The sequence below is a fragment of the Micromonospora sp. NPDC005215 genome (assembly GCF_040607915.1).
Taxonomy (GTDB): Bacteria; Actinomycetota; Actinomycetes; order Mycobacteriales; family Micromonosporaceae; genus Micromonospora.
Map to the genome: position 1 here is coordinate 1 of NZ_JBEXHQ010000031.1, position 18,379 is coordinate 18,379.

At 71.3% G+C, this 18,379-nt stretch carries 10 protein-coding genes; 7 read left to right on the top strand and 3 right to left on the bottom strand.

Features of this window, described 5'->3' with window-relative positions:
- The coding region (locus ABZU25_RS22330) for a histidine phosphatase family protein (RefSeq protein WP_355031291.1) at positions 1–575 on the top strand (575 nt) is incomplete at its 5' end.
- A gap of 68 nt (positions 576–643) precedes the next feature.
- Here ABZU25_RS22330 and ABZU25_RS22335 read toward each other — a convergent pair.
- Positions 644–2,146, bottom strand: coding sequence for an MFS transporter (locus ABZU25_RS22335; RefSeq protein WP_355031292.1), 1,503 nt, complete (start codon positions 2,144–2,146; stop codon positions 644–646).
- Positions 2,147–2,380: 234 nt separating this feature from the next.
- On the opposite strand from ABZU25_RS22335, the gene ABZU25_RS22340 reads away from it, so the two are divergent.
- Positions 2,381–3,043, top strand: coding sequence for a TetR family transcriptional regulator (locus ABZU25_RS22340; RefSeq protein WP_355031293.1), 663 nt, complete (start codon positions 2,381–2,383; stop codon positions 3,041–3,043).
- A gap of 67 nt (positions 3,044–3,110) precedes the next feature.
- Here the strand turns inward: ABZU25_RS22340 and ABZU25_RS22345 are convergent, their stop codons facing one another.
- A complete protein-coding gene (locus ABZU25_RS22345; protein ID WP_355031294.1) occupies positions 3,111–8,726 on the bottom strand; it encodes a GH92 family glycosyl hydrolase in 5,616 nt (1,871 codons plus the stop codon).
- Positions 8,727–9,033: 307 nt separating this feature from the next.
- On the bottom strand, positions 9,034–10,113 hold the full coding sequence (locus ABZU25_RS22350) for a glycoside hydrolase family 19 protein (protein WP_355031295.1): 1,080 nt from the start codon (positions 10,111–10,113) through the stop codon (positions 9,034–9,036).
- Positions 10,114–10,557: 444 nt separating this feature from the next.
- Between ABZU25_RS22350 and ABZU25_RS22355 the strand changes: the two genes are divergently transcribed.
- The 5 genes from ABZU25_RS22355 (at position 10,558) to ABZU25_RS22375 (ending at position 18,378) form a co-directional block, all read left to right on the top strand.
- Positions 10,558–11,604 carry a polysaccharide deacetylase family protein gene (locus tag ABZU25_RS22355; RefSeq protein ID WP_355031296.1) on the top strand — a complete coding sequence of 349 codons (1,047 nt, stop codon included), beginning with the start codon at positions 10,558–10,560 and terminating at the stop codon, positions 11,602–11,604.
- A 141-nt stretch (positions 11,605–11,745) separates the two neighbouring features.
- Entirely contained in the window at positions 11,746–13,164 is a 1,419-nt protein-coding gene (locus tag ABZU25_RS22360) for a PQQ-binding-like beta-propeller repeat protein (RefSeq protein ID WP_355031297.1), read from the top strand.
- 74 nt (positions 13,165–13,238) lie between these two features.
- Complete coding sequence (locus tag ABZU25_RS22365; RefSeq protein WP_355031298.1) at positions 13,239–14,342, top strand: DUF559 domain-containing protein; 1,104 nt, start codon at positions 13,239–13,241, stop codon at positions 14,340–14,342.
- Positions 14,339–15,028 (top strand): hypothetical protein, encoded by a 690-nt coding sequence (locus ABZU25_RS22370; RefSeq protein WP_355031299.1) that lies wholly within the window; start codon positions 14,339–14,341, stop codon positions 15,026–15,028. Before ABZU25_RS22365 ends, ABZU25_RS22370 begins: the two co-directional genes overlap by 4 nt.
- Positions 15,025–18,378, top strand: a complete 3,354-nt coding sequence (locus ABZU25_RS22375) for a DUF87 domain-containing protein (protein WP_355031300.1) — start codon at positions 15,025–15,027, stop codon at positions 18,376–18,378. The genes ABZU25_RS22370 and ABZU25_RS22375 overlap by 4 nt, the downstream gene beginning before the upstream one ends.
- The last annotated feature ends 1 nt before the right edge of the window (position 18,379 follow it).

Here is an 18,379-nt window from a genome sequence, read left to right on the forward strand (position 1 = left end):
GGGCGCCCCCGGTCCCCCCCGCCGGCGGCGGGGGGGCGGGTGGGGGGGGCCCCCACGACGGCCTGGACGAGGGCGGCCAGCGCGCCGCTCTTGCCCAGGCCCACCTAGATCCGGGCCGGCGTGGGCACCTCGGCGTGCACGACACCTGCCTGTCCAGCCCAGCGGCCGCGGCCCGGCAGACCGCCGAAACCTTCGGCCTGGTGCCGACAATCGAGACGGCCTTGGCCGATTGTGACTACGGCGACTGGTCCGGACGGTCGCTTGAGGAGATCACTGGCACGCACCCACAGGCACTGCGGGAATGGCTGGCCGCGCCGGACTCGGCGCCGCACGGTGGTGAATCGGTGACGGCAGTGCGGGATCGGGTCGGGGGCTGGCTGGACGAGCAGCGCGGCGCGGGTCGACGCATCATCGCGGTCACCCACCCGCTGGTGATCCGGGTCGCGGTCGTGCACGCCCTCGGTCTGCCGACAGCGACGTACCGGCATCTTGACGTGGAGCCGTTGGCGGTCATCCGGCTCACCAGTCCGGGCACGCGCTGGCAGCTTCGACTGGGCGCGCAGCGAACAGCTTGAGGTCACGCCGAATGGCGCGGGCCGTGCCCACCAGGAGTGGACACGGCCCGCGCGGGTCAGCCGACTGCTCAGTGGTGCCGGTGGGGCAGGTGCAGCTCGACCGGCTCGGACGGAAGGTCGTCGACGCCGACAGCGACGGCCTGTTCGTGACGGCGACGCGCCGAGGGCAGGGCGAGTGCCGCGAAGACGGCCAGGACCGCGACGCCCGCGCACACCCAGAAGCCGGCGGTGAACGCCGTGTCGGTGGGCAGACCCTGAGGGGTGCTGTTCGAGGTGATGACGGCCGCCACGACCGCCGCGCCGATGCTGCTGCCGATGGTCCGCGCGATGGTGTTGACGCCGCTCGCCTCGCCGGTCTGTCCGGCCGGGACGCTCTCGATGATGGCGTTGGACATCGCCGCGAACGCCAGGCCGATGCCGGCGCCGGTGAGCACCCCGGAGAGCAGAACCTGCCAGGTGGCGCCGTGCGCGACTGCCGGCAGCACGAATGCGACGACGACCGCGACCGTGCCGAGGAACATCGGAACCTTGGGACCGAAGCGTCGGTCCAGCAGACCCGCGAGGGGACCGAAGACCACCATCATCAGGACGGTAGGCAGCAGGAACAGGCCCGCCTGGGACACCGTCTTGCCGAACCCGTACCCGGTGGCCGCGGGGAGTTGAAGCAGGGTCGGTACGAGCACGAACGTCCCGAACATCGCGAAACCGAGGATCAGGGCGACGAGGTCGGTGGCCCAGACACCGCGAATCCGCATCAGGCGCATGTCGATGAGCGGCTCGCGTACCCGAAGCTCGACCCGAACGAACACGATCATCGCGATCACACCGAGCACGAAAAGGCCGATGGTCTTCGGCTCGGTCCAGCCCCAGCCCTGCCCCTTGCTCACGGCCAGCAGCAGCGAGACCAGCGACACCGACAGGATGGCCGCGCCGAGCATGTCGAGCCGTCCGGGCGTGCGGACCCGCGATTCGGGCATCCCGAAGATGGCGCCGAGCAACGCGACGACGACGAGGACCAGCGGCAGCCAGAACAGCCAGTGCCACGACAGGTGCTCCACGATCGGGCCCGCGGCCACGATGCCGACACCGGCGCCGACCCCGAAGATCGCCGACAGCAGGCCGACGGTGACGCCGACCTTCTCCCGAGGCAGTTGGTCACGGACGATGCCGATCGACAGCGGCAGGATCGCTCCGGCGGCCCCCTGCAGCGCCCGCGCGACGATCAGCACTGTCAGGTTGGGCGCCAGGGCGGCGAGCAGGGTGCCCGCGGCGAGGGCCGCGAGGACGCCGATGAGGACCCGACGCTTGCCGACCATGTCACCGAGACGTCCGAGAATGGGCGTCAGCACCGAGGCAGCCAACAGGTACGCCGTGAGCACCCAGCTGATGTCTCCGGTAGAGACGCCCAGGTCCCTTCCGATGGTCGACAGCGCGGGCGCCACCAGCGACTGGAGCACCGCGAACGCCAGGCCGCCCAGCGACAGGTACAGCACCAGGAGGGTGCTGTTGGCGCGCGGGGCCGCGCTGGGCGCGGAGTCGAGGTGGGTCGACTCCTCGATGGTGTGGGTCATGACATCCCCGAACTAGATGTAAACGTTTGCTGACTTACCCAGTATGCTCAGCCGGTGGCTCATGTCAACAGTCGTTTACGTCACCCCACGTCCGCGTGGGGAGCTTGCGCCGGCGATTAAGTCAACATATGTTTACTTGCGGACGGGCGGCGCGACGGAGAGCCCACAACGTCCTCGCCGCCGGGCGGCCCGAGTGCCGACAGCACCGGGCCTGAGCGAAGGGAAGGACGCGTCGTGACAGCAGAACCGCCTGTCCCCCCGACCAGCGACACCGCCGGCGAGCCGGCCAGCGACACCGCCGGCGAGCCGGCCCAGCGTCGCCGCCGGGACGCGGCCGAAACCCGGCAGCTCCTGCTCGACGCCGCCCGCCAGCGCTTCGCGCGGGACGGCTACGCGGCCACGACCGTCCGGGACATCGCCGACGACGCGGGCGTCAACGTGGCGCTCATCAGTCGCTACTTCACGTCGAAGGAGGGGCTGTTCGAGGCGTGCCTGCGAGCCGCGGGCGACGAGCTGCGCCGGACGACCGTCCAGACGCCGGCCGACCGGGTGCCCGAAACCATCGCCCGGCACATCGCCGACCCCGGCGCGGCGGGCCTGTCGAGCCAGCTCTCACTGCTGCTGCGGTCGTCCGGGGACGCGGCGGCGGACGAGATCCGGCGCGGTGTCCTGGTCCGTTCCAGCGAACAACTGGCGGCGGCTCGCGGGTGGCGTCCCGGCGAACCGGGTAGTGAACAGATCCTGCTCCGCGCCCAGATGGCTCTCGCCGCCGGCATCGGGGTCGCGGTGCTGCGGTCGTCGATCCGGCTGGACCCGCTGAGTTCCGCCACCGAACAGGACCTGGTCGGCCCGCTGCGCGACCTGGTCGATGCGCTGCTGCCACCGCGCGAGAGTTGATCACTGCGGAACGGCGTGGGCGGGCCGTGACCACGGCCCGCCCACCCGTTTCCCGCACCGGCTCGTGCTAGCCGGTGACAGTGAACGGCCGGGACACCCTCGTCGCCGACCTGGCACCGCTCAGCGTGACGCTTGTCGCGCCCGCCTTCGCCGCACCCGGAACGCTTACCGTCGCGCCGGAGAGGACACCGTCACCATTCGCGCGCACGGTGCTGACCGCGAGGTCGTCACCGAAGGCGATGGTGACCGTCTCGTTCGGCGCGAACCCGGAACCGTCGACCGTGATCGACGTGCCGCGCGGCCCCGACCTGGTCGTCAGCGCCACCCGCGGCTGGTAGGTCGGTGCCTCGGCCGGCCCGCTCACCTGGACGGTGGCCGTGGCCGGGGTACGCGAGGACGCGCCCGTCGCGGTGACCGCGTACCGGCCGGGTTCTGCGTCCCCGGACGTCGGGACCGAGGCGCGGACCGTTCCCGTCGCGGAGGCCGCGACCTTCATGGTCCGGCCCGGGTCGGTGCCGACGCGGACGGTCACCTGCTCACCGGCGGCGAACCCGCTGCCGTCGACGGTGATCGCGCCACCGGTGGTGACGGTGCCGGACGCGGACAGCGCGATCGCCGGCTGCGATCCGCCCCGGGCCACTGTCACGGTGAAGGAGTGGGTGCTGCTCGTCAGCGTGTCCCACGTGGTGACGCGCACCGGGTAGGTGCCCTCCCGCGCGTAGGTGTGCTTGCCGCTCATCGCACCGGACGCGCCGATGGTGACGTCGTCCGGAGTCGTGCCGTCACCCCACTGGACGCGGGCCCGGTAACCGGTCGGACCGGGAGCGCCGGCGGTCACCGCACCGAGGTTCGCCGCGAGGGTCTGCCCGGCGTTCGCCGTCTGGTCCTTCGGGGCGACGGTGGTCAGCGCGGGGGCCGGCGTGCCGTCGTTGGCCACGGCGAACACGTGGATCCGGCCCGCCGAGCGGGGATCGCCGGTCTGCGCCGGCAGGGTCACCGACACCAGCGTCTTGCCCGCCGGGAGCTGGTACGGCGCGGTGGCGAACAGGAACGGCTGGGCGCCGTCCCGGCTCGTGCCCTGCAACCGGTACGCCGTCTTCGCGACGATGATGTTGCCGTAGGACGGGGTGCCGTTGGCGTTGCCGCCCAGCGTCCAGTCGCTCAGCTGGATCGGGATGCTGGCCGTGCTGCCGTCGCTGAACGTCGCCGTGCCGGTGGTGCTCTGGTTGCCCTGCGTTCCGGCGCCCACGAACGAGATGCTCGTCGCGTCGTCCGGCAGGTCGAGCACGACCGTCGCACCGTTACCTGTGGCGTTGTCCGGCTGCCCGGCCGGAATCGCCGGCAGGGTGTACCGCAACGCGGTCCCGGGGACCTGTTGCCGTTGGCCCTGGGTCGCGCCGCCCGCCACCAGGGCGGCCCGCGAGTACGCCCACGACTTGGCGTCGCAGTCCGCCGCGAGGACCCCCTCGTCGCCGACACAGACGCTGTCGAACGCGGCGGTGAGGCCGGAGGCCGGGACGTACCCCACGTCGACGCCGACCGTCGCGGAGTTCTGGCTCTCGCCGTCGGTGACCGTGACAGTGGCCTGGTGGTAGCCCGGCGTGGCGTAGGTGTGCGATCCACCGATGCGGTAGACGGCCCGCGAGTTCAGCGTCACGGTGCCCGCGGTGACCGGCGTGCCGTCACCCCAGTCGATCGTGGCCTGGTAGCCGCTGGCGGTGCCGCCCGTGACGGTGGCCAGCGGCACCGAGACCGGTACGCCGGACGTCGCGTGCACACCGTCGGTGGCGGTCACCGTGATGTCGCCGCCACCGAGGTCCAGATCGCCCCCGGCGAGCAGCTCGATCTCGGCGAGGTTGGTCTGCGGGGCGCCGACGGTCCTCGACACGGCGAGCCGGAACTGGGCGAAGCGTCCCGGCCGGTCGATCTCGTACGGGCGGGTCTGGTTGCGCCACCGGAACGCCTGGTCCTGGCGGGAGTCCACTGTGGTCCAGGTGATGCCGTCGTTGGAGCCCTGCAGTCGCCAGTCGGCCGGATCGCCCGCACCGGCTCCGGACGTGACGGTGTAGTACTTCGGCTTCTGCTTGCCACCACGGAACGCCCAGTTGATCTGCGGGGTCGCCGAGGTGAAGGTCAGCTGGGTGGTGGACGAGTCGTCGAACAGCTTCGCCGCGTCCTGACCGCCGGTCGCGGTCGCGGTGCCGAGACCGGGGCCTGTGGTGTCCTGCAACGGCTTCGGCGCCTCGTCGCCAGTGGTCAGCGACGGCGGCGCGTCGTTGCGGCCGCTGCCCCACGACGACGGGTTGGGGCCCATCTGGAAGTCGATGGTGCCGCCCTTGGCGAGCGCGGCCACGTCCACTGACAGACCGCGCTGCTTCTTGCCGTTGACCCGCACGTCCTGCACGTAGACGTTGCGGTTGCTGTTGTTCGGCGCGTTGACGACGATGTCGCCGGTGCTGCGGCGCACTGTCATCCTGGTGAACTGCGGTGAGCCGATGGCCCACTGCGACGACCCGGCCTGCAACGGGTAGATGCCCAACGAACTGAGGATGTACCACGACGACATCTCGCCGTTGTCCTCGTCGCCCAGATAGCCCTGGCCGATCTCGCTGCCGACGTAGAGGCGGCGCAGGATCTCCCGTACCGTCGCCTGGGTCTTCGCCGGTGCGCCGGCGACGTTGTACATGTACGGGATGTGGTGCGACGGCTGGTTGCTCATGCCGAGCTGACCCATCCGCACCGCGCGGGCCTCCAGCATCTCGTGGATGACCCCGCCGTACCCGCCGGGACGGTCGGCGTTCTCCGGGGTGGCGAAGAACGTGTCGAGCTTGTTCCGCAGCGCCTGCTGCCCGCCGTACAGGTTGGCGAGGCCCTGGCCGTCCTGCTGTGCGGTGAACGCGAAGTTCCACCCGTTGGTCTCGGTGTAGACACCGCCCCAGTCCAGCGGGTCACCGGCCAGGAAGTTGCCGGCGGCGTCGCGGCCCTGGAAGAGCTTCGACGTCGGGTCGAACAGGTGGACGTAGTTGCGGGCGCGCTCCAGGAAGTAGCGCGACTCCTCGGTGAGCCGGGCGCGCTCGGACTTCGGCGTGGCCGGGTCCTTGGCGAGGGCGGCACCCATGTTGCCGATGCCGTAGTCGTTGATGAAACCCTCAAGCGCCCACGACACCGACTCCCCGGTGGACGTCGGCGTGTAGCCGAGGAACAGCGAGGTCTCGATGCCCTTGCGCCCGACCGCGCTGCGCCCGGACGCGACTGTCGCGTCCTTGACCGCCGCGTCGTACGCCGCGAGCGGGTCGGGCAGCTTGACCCCGGTGAGGTACGCCTGGGCCAGGGCCACGTTCGCGCTGGTGCCGGTCATCAGGTCCGCGTAGCCGGGCGACGACCAGCGGGCGATCCAGCCGCCGTCGCGGTAGTGCTGGACGAACCCGTCGGAGATCCTGGCCGCGACGTCCGGGTAGAGCAGCGCGTAGGCGGGCCACACGGTGCGGTAGGTGTCCCAGAAGCCGTTGTTGACGTAGATCTGCCCGTCGACGATCTTCGCGCCGGTCTGGGTGGCGGTCGACGCGCCGGTCGGGGCCGAGACCGGGCTCGCGTACTGCCAGCGCGGTGCGGCGGCGGTGCCGGTGTTCTCGGACTGCGAGTTCGGGTAGAGGTTCAGCCGGTACAGGTTCGAGTACATGGTGACCAGCTGCGCCTCGGTGGCACCGCGTACCTCGACGCGGCCGAGACGGTCCTTCCACGCGGCCGTCGCGGCGGCGTGGATCTGGTCGAAGCTCCTGCCGGTGACCTCCAGGTCGAGGTTGCGACGCGCCTGGTCGACGGAGAGGAACGACGTCGCGAGGCGCATCGTCACCTCCCGGGTCGTGGAGACGTCGAAGGTCGCCGACGTGGCGGTGGATGCCGTAGGTGCCCGGTCGACGACGCCGGACACGAACATCCGGCTCCGTCCGGCGGACAGGCCGCTTCCGTTGTCGACCCAGCCGGTGACGGTGCCGTCGGCACCGATGCTGAACGTGCCGTTGTGGAAGACGAGGCTCCCGGTCGCCTGCCCGGCGGGGAAGGTGAACCGCATGACGCCGCCGTGGTCGGTGGGCGACGTCTCCGCGATCAGGCCGTTCTGCAGCGTGACCCGGTAGAGGTCCGGTTGGGCCGTCTCGTCGTCGTGGCTGAAGGCGAGCGCGCGGCTGGCGGGCTCACCGGTGAGCGGCCGGTCGCCGGCGACCGGCATGACCGACATCTGGTTGCGGTCACCCATCCACGGGCTGGGCTCGTGGGAGATCGCGAGGCCCTGCAACAGGGGCAGGTTGGCCTCGTTGTTGATCCGGTGGTACTCGTACGCCCACGAGTCGGAGGTCGCGTCGGTCACCGGCGTGAAGAAGTTGAAACCGTTCGGCACCGCGGTGATCGGCAGGTTGTTGCCGCGCGAGAAGCCGGCCGTCGAGTTGGTGCCGCGCCGGGTGTCGACGTAGTTGGTCAGCTTCGAGCCGTCGATCGACGCCGGTACGGCGGTCAGCTCGATGTCGTCGAGCCAGCCCTGGAACCGGGTCTCGCCGGTGGCCTGCGGGTTGTCGTACGCGAGCAGGATGCGGTCGATCGTCTTGCCCCGTGCGACGGTGCCGAGGTCGGCCTGCACCAGGTTCCACTGGTCGGCGTAGAGCACCTTGGACGCGCCCTGACCGGCGGCGGTCAGCGGGTAGCCGTGCTGGTCGACGGGTGAGCGCCCGCTCAGGTAGCTGCCGTCGGTGAAGTGCAGGTCGACGGCGGTGTAGGTGGACGGGTACCGGGCGTCCCCACCGGTGAACTCCGGGAAGAGCTTGTACGACAGCCGGGTCTTCGGCCCGACCGGGATGGTGACGTCGAACAGTTTGTTGCTCGCGTACGAGCGGCCGTTGCCCTCGGCCCCGCCTGCGTAGCGCAGCGCGGCCAGTCCGGTGAACCCGGCGTCCGGCTTGGTGGTGTAGCCGCCGTTCGGGCCGGTGGTGGCCTCGCTGACCATGGGGGTGGCCGGCGGGCGGACGTTCGAGCCGTCGCTGATGTTCCAGTCGGCGAGCTGCACGAGCGAGTCGCCGGAGTTCGCTGTGACGTTCAACCGGTAGTAGCCGTAGGCGCTCGGGTTGGTGAAGCTGTACGTCTTGGTGGCGTAGCGCCCGCTGAACGTCTCGCCGGCGCGCTTGTCCAGGTCGGTCCACGTGCGGCCGTCGTTCGACCCCTGCACGACGAAGTCCCGGGGGTCCCGGGTGGGTGCGTCGTTGGCGGCGGTCAGCGAGTAACGCACCACCGTCGCGGGCTTGGTGAGCTGGTAGGTCACCCAGCCGTTGGACGCGAACACGAGCCACTTGGTCGACGGGTCGTCGTCGGTGAGGTTCGCGGCGATCTCGTTCGGCGGGTGTTCCGCGCTCGCGGTCACGGTGTCGACCTGGCCGAGCAGGCTGCCGGGCAGCGTGGTGACCTTACCGCTCAGGTTCGCCTGGACCGGCTTTCCGTTCGCGCCGACCTCCACGGTGCTGGCGGCGGGTTGCGGGTCGGCGGACTCGAACGAGGAGCCGAAGCTGCCCGGGGTTGCCGGTGCGGCGGCGGCGTTGGCCAGGGGCGGGGCGACGAGCAGTCCCAGCGGTAGCAGGAAGGCTGTGGTCGCGGCGAGCAGGCGGGGGGACGGGTGACGCGCATGGGGGGTATGCGACATGAGGGACGGTGCCTTTCGACTCGAACCAGTCGAGTACGTCGAAGGTCTGGGCAGAGTGGACGGGGTCAGGCCCTTTGACATCGTTGTCATACGAGTTCGTGAACGACGATGGTCGGGGCGGTGGACTGCCGCTGATAGTTCCGGGCAGACCACGACCCTGTCAACGGGGTGATCACCGCGAGACCGGCGCCCGGGCTGTGACCTCCGCCCACCGAGGAGCGTCGGGCACGCCACCTCCGCACCACTGTCTACCGCCTCCCGGGCCTCGACGCCGCGCGGCGACGTGCGCCGAGGCCCGGATCGCGGGTCAGCAGGAGAGATTGGCTCCCGCGGGCACGCCGAGGATGCCGACGAACTGCTGGTATCTGGTGACCCGGCTCTGCACCTGGGCGGGGTTTCCCCCGTTGCACTCGATCGAGCCGTTGATGCTGCGGATCGTCTGGCCGAACCCGGCCCCGGTGACCATCGCGTTGTGCGCGGTCATGGTGCCCGGTCCGTTCTGGGTCATCCAGTACCAGATACCGGTCTTCCAGGCCACCGCGGCGTCGTTCTGCACCAACCACGGGTTGGTCAGCAGCGGCAGCTGGAGAGCGATCCCGGCGGCGTTGTAGTTGAAGTTCCAGCTGAGCTGGATCGGCCCCCGCCCGTAGTAGGCGGCCTGCCCCGCCGGACAGCCGTAGGGCTGGCCGGGATCGCAGTAGTGCGGGTAGTTCGCGGTGTTCTGCTCGACGACGTGCACCAGGCCGCCGGTCTCGTGGTACACGTTCGCCAGGAAGGCCGCGGCTTCCTGGCGCTGGACGGTGGCGTTGCCGGTCCTCGCGAACGCCGGGTAGGCGCTGAGGGCCGCGACGAGCCCGGAGTACGTGTAGAAGGAGTTGCGGCCCGGGAACATCTGGTTGAACTGGGCTTCGGTCACCACGAAGCCACCGGGGTTGGTGGGCGGCTGGCTGGTGGGTGGTTGTCCGCCGCAGGTGTACGGCTCCCAGTACCAGGTGCTGACGACCGGGTCGTAGCCGGGATTGTCGTGCTCGGCGACGTAGTACAGGCCATTGGTGTATCGCACGATCGTCCCGGCGGTGTACCAGGCCCCGCCGGCCCAGTTCGGGTAGTTGCAGCTTCCCGTGGTGGGCGGTGTGCTGCCTCCTCCGCACGTACCGAGGTCCTCCCAGACCCCGGTCGTGCCCGGCGGCGCCTCGTTCTGGGTCCACCACTTCGCCCGGTAGTTACGACCGTTGTGCGACACCTGGGCGTCTCCCCAGTAGACGGCCGAGGCCTGCCACGATGCGGAGCAGGCCGCCGCCGACGCGGCGGTGGACGGGATGATCGCGACCAGCCCACCGGCGACGATCAGTGCCGCCAGCGCGACCAGCGCGCGCAGTCGTGCCATGTGATCACTCCATTCCTGGGACATCCCGGGCCGACGACCCGGGACAACCATTGATGGAAGTGACTGTAACATCTTTTGTTCACAAACTTTACTATTGGCCGTGCGGCAACCCGCCCCTGAAGCCCTCCATCGCCGCCGATAGTTCCGACGCCTTTCCGGATGACGCCACCAGGAACCGGGGCAGTGGCGGCGATCAACTGAACGACCCACTGGTCGCCCACCCCCAGGGGCTTGACATAGGACGTCAGACATCATCCCGGCCGCTTCCGGATAGTTCCGGAAGTTGTTGACGCTCCGGAAATCCCGCTGCAATACTCCGATCCATCGAGGTCGATGCGGTCGACATCGCGATGGTCGGTTCGGCCGCCCCACTTGTCCACACCTGCCCGGACCTGTGCTGCCCGCACCCTGGCGCACGTCCGGGCCCCCGGAAAGGGGCACCAGATGACCAGGATCTCCCCCAGCACGGCCCCGAGGTCGAGGCGGTTGCGCGCGGCGCTGGCCGCCCTCACCACCGCCGCCGCGATGTGCGGCGTCGTTCTCGCCGCCACCTCGGCCCCGTCGAGCGCCGCCGCCTGCAACGGCTACGTCGGCCTCACCTTCGACGACGGCCCGACGGGCAGCACCAGCGCGCTGCTCAACGTGCTGCGCAACAACGGCGTACGGGCCACGATGTTCAACATCGGGCAGAACGTCCAGAACAACCGGTCCGCGGCGCAGGCGCAGGTGTCCGCCGGCATGTGGGTCGGCAACCACAGCTGGAACCACTCCCACATGACCTCAATGAGCCAGTCCCAGATGCAGTCCGACCTGTCCCAGACCAGCTCGGCGATCCAGTCGGCGACCGGCGTCCGACCGCAGTTGTTCCGGCCGCCGTACGGGGAGACCAACGGCACCCTCCAGTCCGTCGCGTCGTCGCTCGGCATGCGCCAGGTGATCTGGGACGTGGACTCACAGGACTGGAACGGGGCGAGTGTCAGCCAGATCGTGTCCAACGCGAGCCGCCTCCAGGCCGGTCAGGTCATCCTCATGCACGACGGAATCCAGAACACCCGCGACGCGATTCCCCAGATCATGGCCAACCTGACAAGCCGTAACCTGTGCCCCGGCATGATCTCGCCGTCCACCGGCCGCGCCGTCGCACCCGACGGCACGACCCCGCCGCCCAGCACCGGCACCCCGCCGCCCAGCACGGGGACTCCGCCGCCCGGCACCGGTAGCTGCACCGCGACGGCGACGACCCCCAACGTCTGGGGCGACCGGTACAACACGTCGGTGACGGTCAGCGGCGCCAGCACGTGGGCGGTGGTGGTGGCGATCACCTCGCCGCAGCGCGTCTCCACCATCTGGAACGGCACCGCCACCTGGGACAGCAGCGGCACCGTCATGACCATGCGGTCCAACGGCAGCGGCAACACCTTCGGCTTCACCACGATGACCAACGGCAACAGCAGCGCCCGCCCGCAGATCCGCTCCTGCACCGCGGGCTGAGCGCACCCGGGCCGATCCGGTGTCGGCGGGTGCCCGGCGTTCTCCGGGCACCCGCCGATTGTGTCGGTGGCGGTCGTTAGCGTGTGGGCACTGTCGCCGCGCCGGCCCGTTCAGGCCGGTCGCTGACCCCCGGAGGCCCTCATGTCCCAGGAGACGACCTACCTCGAACTGTCCGAAGTGGACGGTGCGCACAAGTTCTACGAGGTCATCGTCGACAACGCCACGCTGACCGTGCGCTACGGCCGGATCGGCGACCAGGGGCAGGTCAAGGCCAGCGCCTACCCGGACAACACCCGAGCTCGGGCGGCCGCGGCGAAGAAGATCGGGGAGAAGGTCCGCAAGGGCTACGCGCCGGCGGTCCCGGGCGTCCGACAGAAGCGCACCGTCTCCCGGCGACAGATCGTCAGCACCCGCTCCACCGCCCACACCGCCCCGGTGCTCTGGCGCTACGACTCCGGCGCCCCCGCCTTCGGCATCTTCGTCGACGGGCAGCACTGCATGGTCGGCAACGAGCACGGCGTGATCACCATGCTCGACCACGACGCCCGGGTGCGCGGCCAGGTCCGCCTTCCCGACGGGGTGAAGTGCATCGTCGCCGACGACGCCTGGATCTACGCCGGCTGCGACGACGGCAACGTCTACGACCTCTCCGGCAAGGTGCCTCGCGTGGCGTACGCGATCGCCCCGGAGATCGACATCTACTGGCTGGACATCCACGACGGTGTCCTGGGCGTCTCGGACGCCGACGGCGGGATCACCGCCGTCGACCACGAGGACGAGTTCCTGTGGCGCCGGCCCGGGCGGGGGCGTGCGGCCTGGATGGTGCGGTGCGACGACGACGCCATCTACCACGGTCATTCGCGGGGCGTGACCGGCTACGAGTGGCGTACCGGCCAGGAACTGTGGCACACCAGCACCGGTTCGGTGCTCTTCGGCTGGCAGGAGCAGGGCAGCGTGTTCGCCGGGACCAGCACCCGCGAGGTGGCGCGGCTGTCCAAGGCCGGTCGACTCGAAGGCAGCTACCGGTGCGACGCCCCGGTCTTCTCCTGCGCCACCGCCGAGGGCGGCCGGTACGTCTTCGCCGGTGACAGCCAGTCCTCGATCTACTGCTTCGACGCGGCCGGCACCCGGCTGTGGAAGCTCGGCACCGGCTGCGGCTCGGCGTACTCGATGCAGTACCACGACGACCGGCTCTACGTCGTCACCACCGGCGGCCATCTGGCCTGCATCGACGCGAGCGAGCCGGCGATCCGGGCGGCCCAGGCCGGGGACGTGCCCCAGGTTCGCGACGTCAAGGCCCCCCGCCAGGCGCCACGGCCGGTGAAGCCGACGATCGTCGAGGTGACAAGCGACTCGGGTGCGGGCGTGGTCGTGCAGTGCCTGGACGATCGGGGCCGGCTGCGGGTCCAGGTGCTGTCCGACGGCTACCGACACGACTGGTCCGTGCAGTTTCCCAAGGGCATTCGCGAGCCGGGCGCCCGCTATCTGGTGACCGAGGTCCGCGAGTCCGGCCGGGGCGGGTTCTACCGGGCGTTCGGCGACATCCGCCGCCTGCGCTGAGCGACGATCGCCGCAGCCGGGCCGGCACACCGACGGGACACCGATCGACCTCTCCCCTGTCGTAGGGTGCCGGCATGGCGCACCCCGTCCGGGCCGACGGCGAGGCCACCGGGGCCTGGTGGGCCGCTCCGCCCACGCGGCGGGTGAGTCACCTGCCGGCCGTCGACCCCGAGGTGCTGCGGGTGGCACTCGACCCGTTGCCGCCGGCGGCGCCGGCGGTCGTGCACTACCGGCCCACGGTGGTGGGTCCGCTCGGCGACCTCGTGGACGACCTCCTCGACCAGTTGGACACCGCGGCGCTCGCGATGTTCCCCCGGTGGTTGGCCGGCGCGGACCGTTTCGAGTGCGAGGGCACGCTCGGCGTGGCGGCGGTACGCGCCCTCGCGGCCCGTGCCGCAGCCCGATCCCGGCACTTCGGCCCGTTTCTCGCGGACCTCGCCGAGCGTGGGCTGCGCGGTCCGCGTCGGCCCGCCGGCCGGTCCCGCTTCGCCCCTGGGGTACGCGCCGCCGGGCTCGCCCGGGTGCTCGCCGAGGCCTACGACCGGGAGGGCTGCGTCCTCGTCATCGCCCTGCCCGACCTGGGCGCGGATGCCGAGCGGACGCTCGTGGCCGCCGCCGAGTGGCTCGTGCGGCACGGCGGCTTCACTGTGTGGCTGGCCGGCGGGCCACTGCGCCATGCCGACCGGGTGCGGTCGGTGCCGATGCAGGTGCCGGTGCGGTTCGCCGAGCTGGTCAGCTCGACCGACCGGCCTCCGGCCACGTCCGCACCGGCGGGTCCGACGGTGTTGGCCTGGCCGCCGATCGCCGGGGTGCCGCGTGGTGACAGCGCGGCCGAGCAGGCACTGGAACGCGCGCTCGCACCGCACGACTGGGCGCGGGGCCGGCGGTGGAACCACACCTACGAGTGGCACGTGCTGGGTGCGTCCTACCGACTGGATCTCTTTTGGCCCGCCGAGGGTCTTGCGGTCGAGGTGGACGGCCCGGAGCATCGTGGGCGAATCGCTTTCGCCAACGATCGGCGGAGGGACGTGCAGCTGCAACTCCTCGGGCTGGACGTGCTCCGCTTCACCAACGAGCAGGTGCTCACCGACGCGCCGGTGGTGGTCGACGGGATCCGTCGGCTGCTGACCCGGCGACGCGCGGACGGCACGCACACCGATGGAGATGAGAGATCATGACCAGCCCGGCGGAAGTCCCGCACCTGACGCCGAACCAGATCAACGCCCTCGTGGTGCTGATGGTCGAGGCGCGCCGAGTCAGCAACGTCGAGCTGAAGGAGCTGGCCGGCTTCACGCTGACCGGCCAGGACAACAGGAAGCTCGTCGACCTGGGTCTGGTGGAGACCGATCGGACGCACCGGCCGTTCGCCCACGAGCTGACCGAGGAGGGCTGGCGGGTGGTCCGTCACCTGCACACCTCCACCCCACCCAAGCAGGGCGGCTCCACGACCCGGTCGCTGTTCGTCGTCCTGTCCAACGTGCACCGTTCGCTGGACCGGCTCCGAATCAGCCACGGTGACTTCTTCAAGCAGACCGACGCCACCGCCCCGCCGGCCGGCGCGCCTCGGCAGGAAGCACCGGCCACGGTCTCCGCGACGCCGACGGAGGTGGAGACGCTGGTCCGGGCGGCGTACCGGGAGTTGGCCGCCGCACCGGGCGCCTGGGTCGGCCTCGCCGACGTTCGGGACCGGCTCGCCGACACCGACCGGGCGTCCCTGGACGCGGCGTTGCGGGCGATGGTCGGCCGGGAGGACGTCCGCATCATCCCGGTGGCGAACACCAAGTCGCTGACCACCCGGGACCGCGCCGCGGCCGTCCGCATCGGGAACGAGGACAACCACGCCCTGGCGATCGGCGCGGCATGATCTCCGACGACCAGCGGGCCGCGCTGGAGGCGGTGAGTCTCAACCCGGCGGTCACCCCGGACGACGTCTGGCGACCCAGCCCGCACAATGTGCCGGAGCTGCACGAGCAGGTGGTCGCGGAAATCCTGCGCGGGGTGGCGCGGGCCCGCACCGACGACACGAGCATGCCGCTCGGCGTGGCCATGCAGGGCCGCGCGGGTGCCGGGAAGACGCACCTGCTCGGGGCGGTACGCGAACGGATCCAGCGCGACGGCGGCTACTTCTTCCTTGTCGACATGGTCAGCGGCAAGACGTTCTGGGAGAGCGTCGCCCTGGCCCTGGTGGAGGGCATGGGCCGCACCCACGTCGGCTGGGGCACCCAGCTGAAGACCTTCCTGCGCCGACTCACCCCCCAGCTCGGCCTGCCGGTGGAGGTCCGCGACGCGGTCGCCGGCGCCCGACCGGTGACCCGTGCGCAGCTCGACGCCTTCATCTGGGCACTGCGCGCCCGTGACCGGGAGGTCGGACGGGACGCCCAGGACACCGCTCGGGCGCTCGTCCTGCACGGTGCCATCGACTTCGAGGCACAGGACGTCGGGTACGCCCACCTGATCTCCGAACCGGGTGACCCGGCCGCGCGGGCGGCGTGGGGGTTGAGCGGCGCCATCCGCACCCCGCAGCAGATCGTGCAGGACATCTCCCGGCTGATGGCGCTGGCCCTGGACCCCACTGTCATCGCCGTGGACCAGCTCGACACGCTGTTCGCCCAGACCAGCACCTCACTGCTCAACCAGCATCAGGGGCTGGAGGACGCCCAGGCAAAGGTGCTCGGCCCGATCGCCGACGGCCTGCTCAAGCTCCGCGACATCACCCGCCGCACGCTTGTCGTCGTCTCGTGCCTGCCGGACACCTGGGTGCTGATGACCCGCGCGGCGCCCACTCCGGTCGCCGACCGCTTCCGTACGTCGACCCTGCCGGACCGGATCCCCACCCCGGAGATCGGGCAGGCGATCGTGGCGAAGCGCCTCTCCACCGCGTTCGCGGGTATGTTCTTCGGGCCACCGCACCCGACCTGGCCGATCGCCCCCGCCGCCTTCGCCGACGCGCCCACCCTGACGCCACGCGCCCTGCTCCGCCGGGTGGACCGCCACATCGCCTGGTGCCGTGATCGCGACGAGGTGGTCGAACTCGACCGACTCATCGACGGCACCGACTCGACGCCGACGGCCGGCACCGTGCGCGGTGCGGCGGCGAACCCGACGACAAGCGAACGCCGCCTGCGCGAGCTTGACGAACGGTTCGCCGAACTGGTCGAGGCCGCGGACGTGTCGGCAGCCGTCGACCCGGCGGGCGAGGACGAGCACGTGCCACCGCTGCTCGCCGCCGGCCTGGCCGCCTGGATCGCCGAGCAGGCGCCGACCGGCGCCACCTACAAGTACGATCCGCCGCCCGGGCGCAAGCCGGCCCTGCACGGGCGGCTGATCGAGGTGCTCGACGAGGCCACCGAGAACGAGGCGCACTGGTGCTTCCGGGCCGTCGCGCACCCCAACGCCGTTGCCGTGACCGCCCGGGTCAAGGCCGCGTGCACGCTGGCCGGACTGGATCGGGACCTCCCCCAACGGCGGCTGATCCTGCTGCGCAACGGCCCGTGGCCGACCGGTAAGCGGACGACCGAGGTGTTGAGTGGTTTCGATGCCGCCGGCGGCATCCGGCGCGCGGTGCCGGAGGCGGACCTGCGGGTCTTCGCGGCCCTGCGGGTGCTGGCGGCCGAGCCGTCCACGGCCCTGCAGGAGTGGCTGGTGGCCCGCCGTCCGGCCAGCGGCACCGAGCTGTTCCGGGCGGTCCTGCCCGGGCCCGAGCGGCCCCGCGACGGTGCGCCGCCAACAGCTCCCGACGACGGGGTGCCGCCGCCGGGCGACGCCGGGACTCCGCCGGACGACACCGAGGCTCAGCCGGGTGGCGCCGAGGCTTGCTCGGGTGGTGCCGGGGCTCCCTCGGGTGGTGCCGAGGCTCTGCCGGGTGGTGCCGAGGCCGACCCGACCAGCGGGCCGGTCGCGACCGTGATCGGCGGGCCGTCGACCGGCTCGGTCTCCGTGGCCGTGCCCGCCGACCCGGTCGGCCTCGTGGCCGGTGCCGGCGGCCGGACCATCGGGCTGGGGCGGACCGCCGACGGTGGCCACCCGTTCACTGTGCCCCTGGAGTCGCTGCGTCGGCACGCCGTCGTGTTCGCCGGGTCCGGCTCGGGCAAGACGGTGCTCATCCGTCGACTGGTCGAGGAGTGCGCCCGCGAGGGTGTCTCCGCGATCGTGCTCGACCCCAACAACGACCTCGCCCGGCTCGGTGACGCGTGGCCCGAACCGCCGAGCGGCTGGGGTCCCGGCGACGCCGAACGAGCCACCGACTATCTCACCCACACCGAGGTGGTGGTGTGGACGCCGCGGGTCACCGCGGGTCGGCCGCTGAGCTTCCAACCGTTGCCCGACTTCACCTCACTGCGGGACTGGCCCGACGAGTTCGACCAGGCGGTCCGCTCCGCCGTGGAGGCGCTCGCCCCACGGGCCGGCGTCGACCGGACGAGCCGGCTCGCCCAGCAGGGCAAGGCCGTCCTCACCGAGGCCCTCCAGGCGTACGCGCGAAGCGGGATGGTGGGCCTGCCCGGCTTCACCGAGTTCCTCAGCGAGCTGCCCGAGGGGGTCAGCCGGCTGGCCCGCGCCGGGAAGCTCGCCGAGGAGTTGGCCGAGGCGCTCAAGGCGGCGATGGTCACCGATCCGCTCTTCGGTGGTGTCGGTGCACCGGCCGACCCGGGGCTGCTGCTGACGCCGTCGCCGGGGCGGCGGGCCCGGGTGTCGGTGATCAGCTTCGTCGGCCTCACCTCCGACCAGGAGCGGCAGAGTTTCGTCAACCAGTTGCAGATGGCGCTCTTCGCCTGGATCAAACGGCACCCCGCCGGTGACCGACCGCTGGGTGGGCTGTTCGTGATGGACGAGGCGCAGACGCTCGCGCCGTCGACCGGCACCACGGCCTGCAGCGCCAGCTCGATCGCGCTCGCCTCGCAGGCCCGCAAGTACGGGCTCGGGTTGGTCTTCGCCACCCAGGCGCCGAAGGGTCTGCACAACCAGATCTCCGGCAACGCGACGACACAGTTCTTCGGACTGCTCAACGCTCCCGCGCAGATCGACGCGGCCCGGCAACTCGCCGAGGCCAAGGGCGGGCGACTTCCGGACATCGGCCTGCTCAACAGCGGCGAGTTCTACGCCGCCGGGGAGGGGTTCTCGTTCGTCAAGGTCCGTACCCCGTTGTGCCTGACCCACCATCCGAAGGCGCCGTTGACTCCGGAGGAGGTCGTCGCCCGCGCCGGCCCGCCTGGGTAGC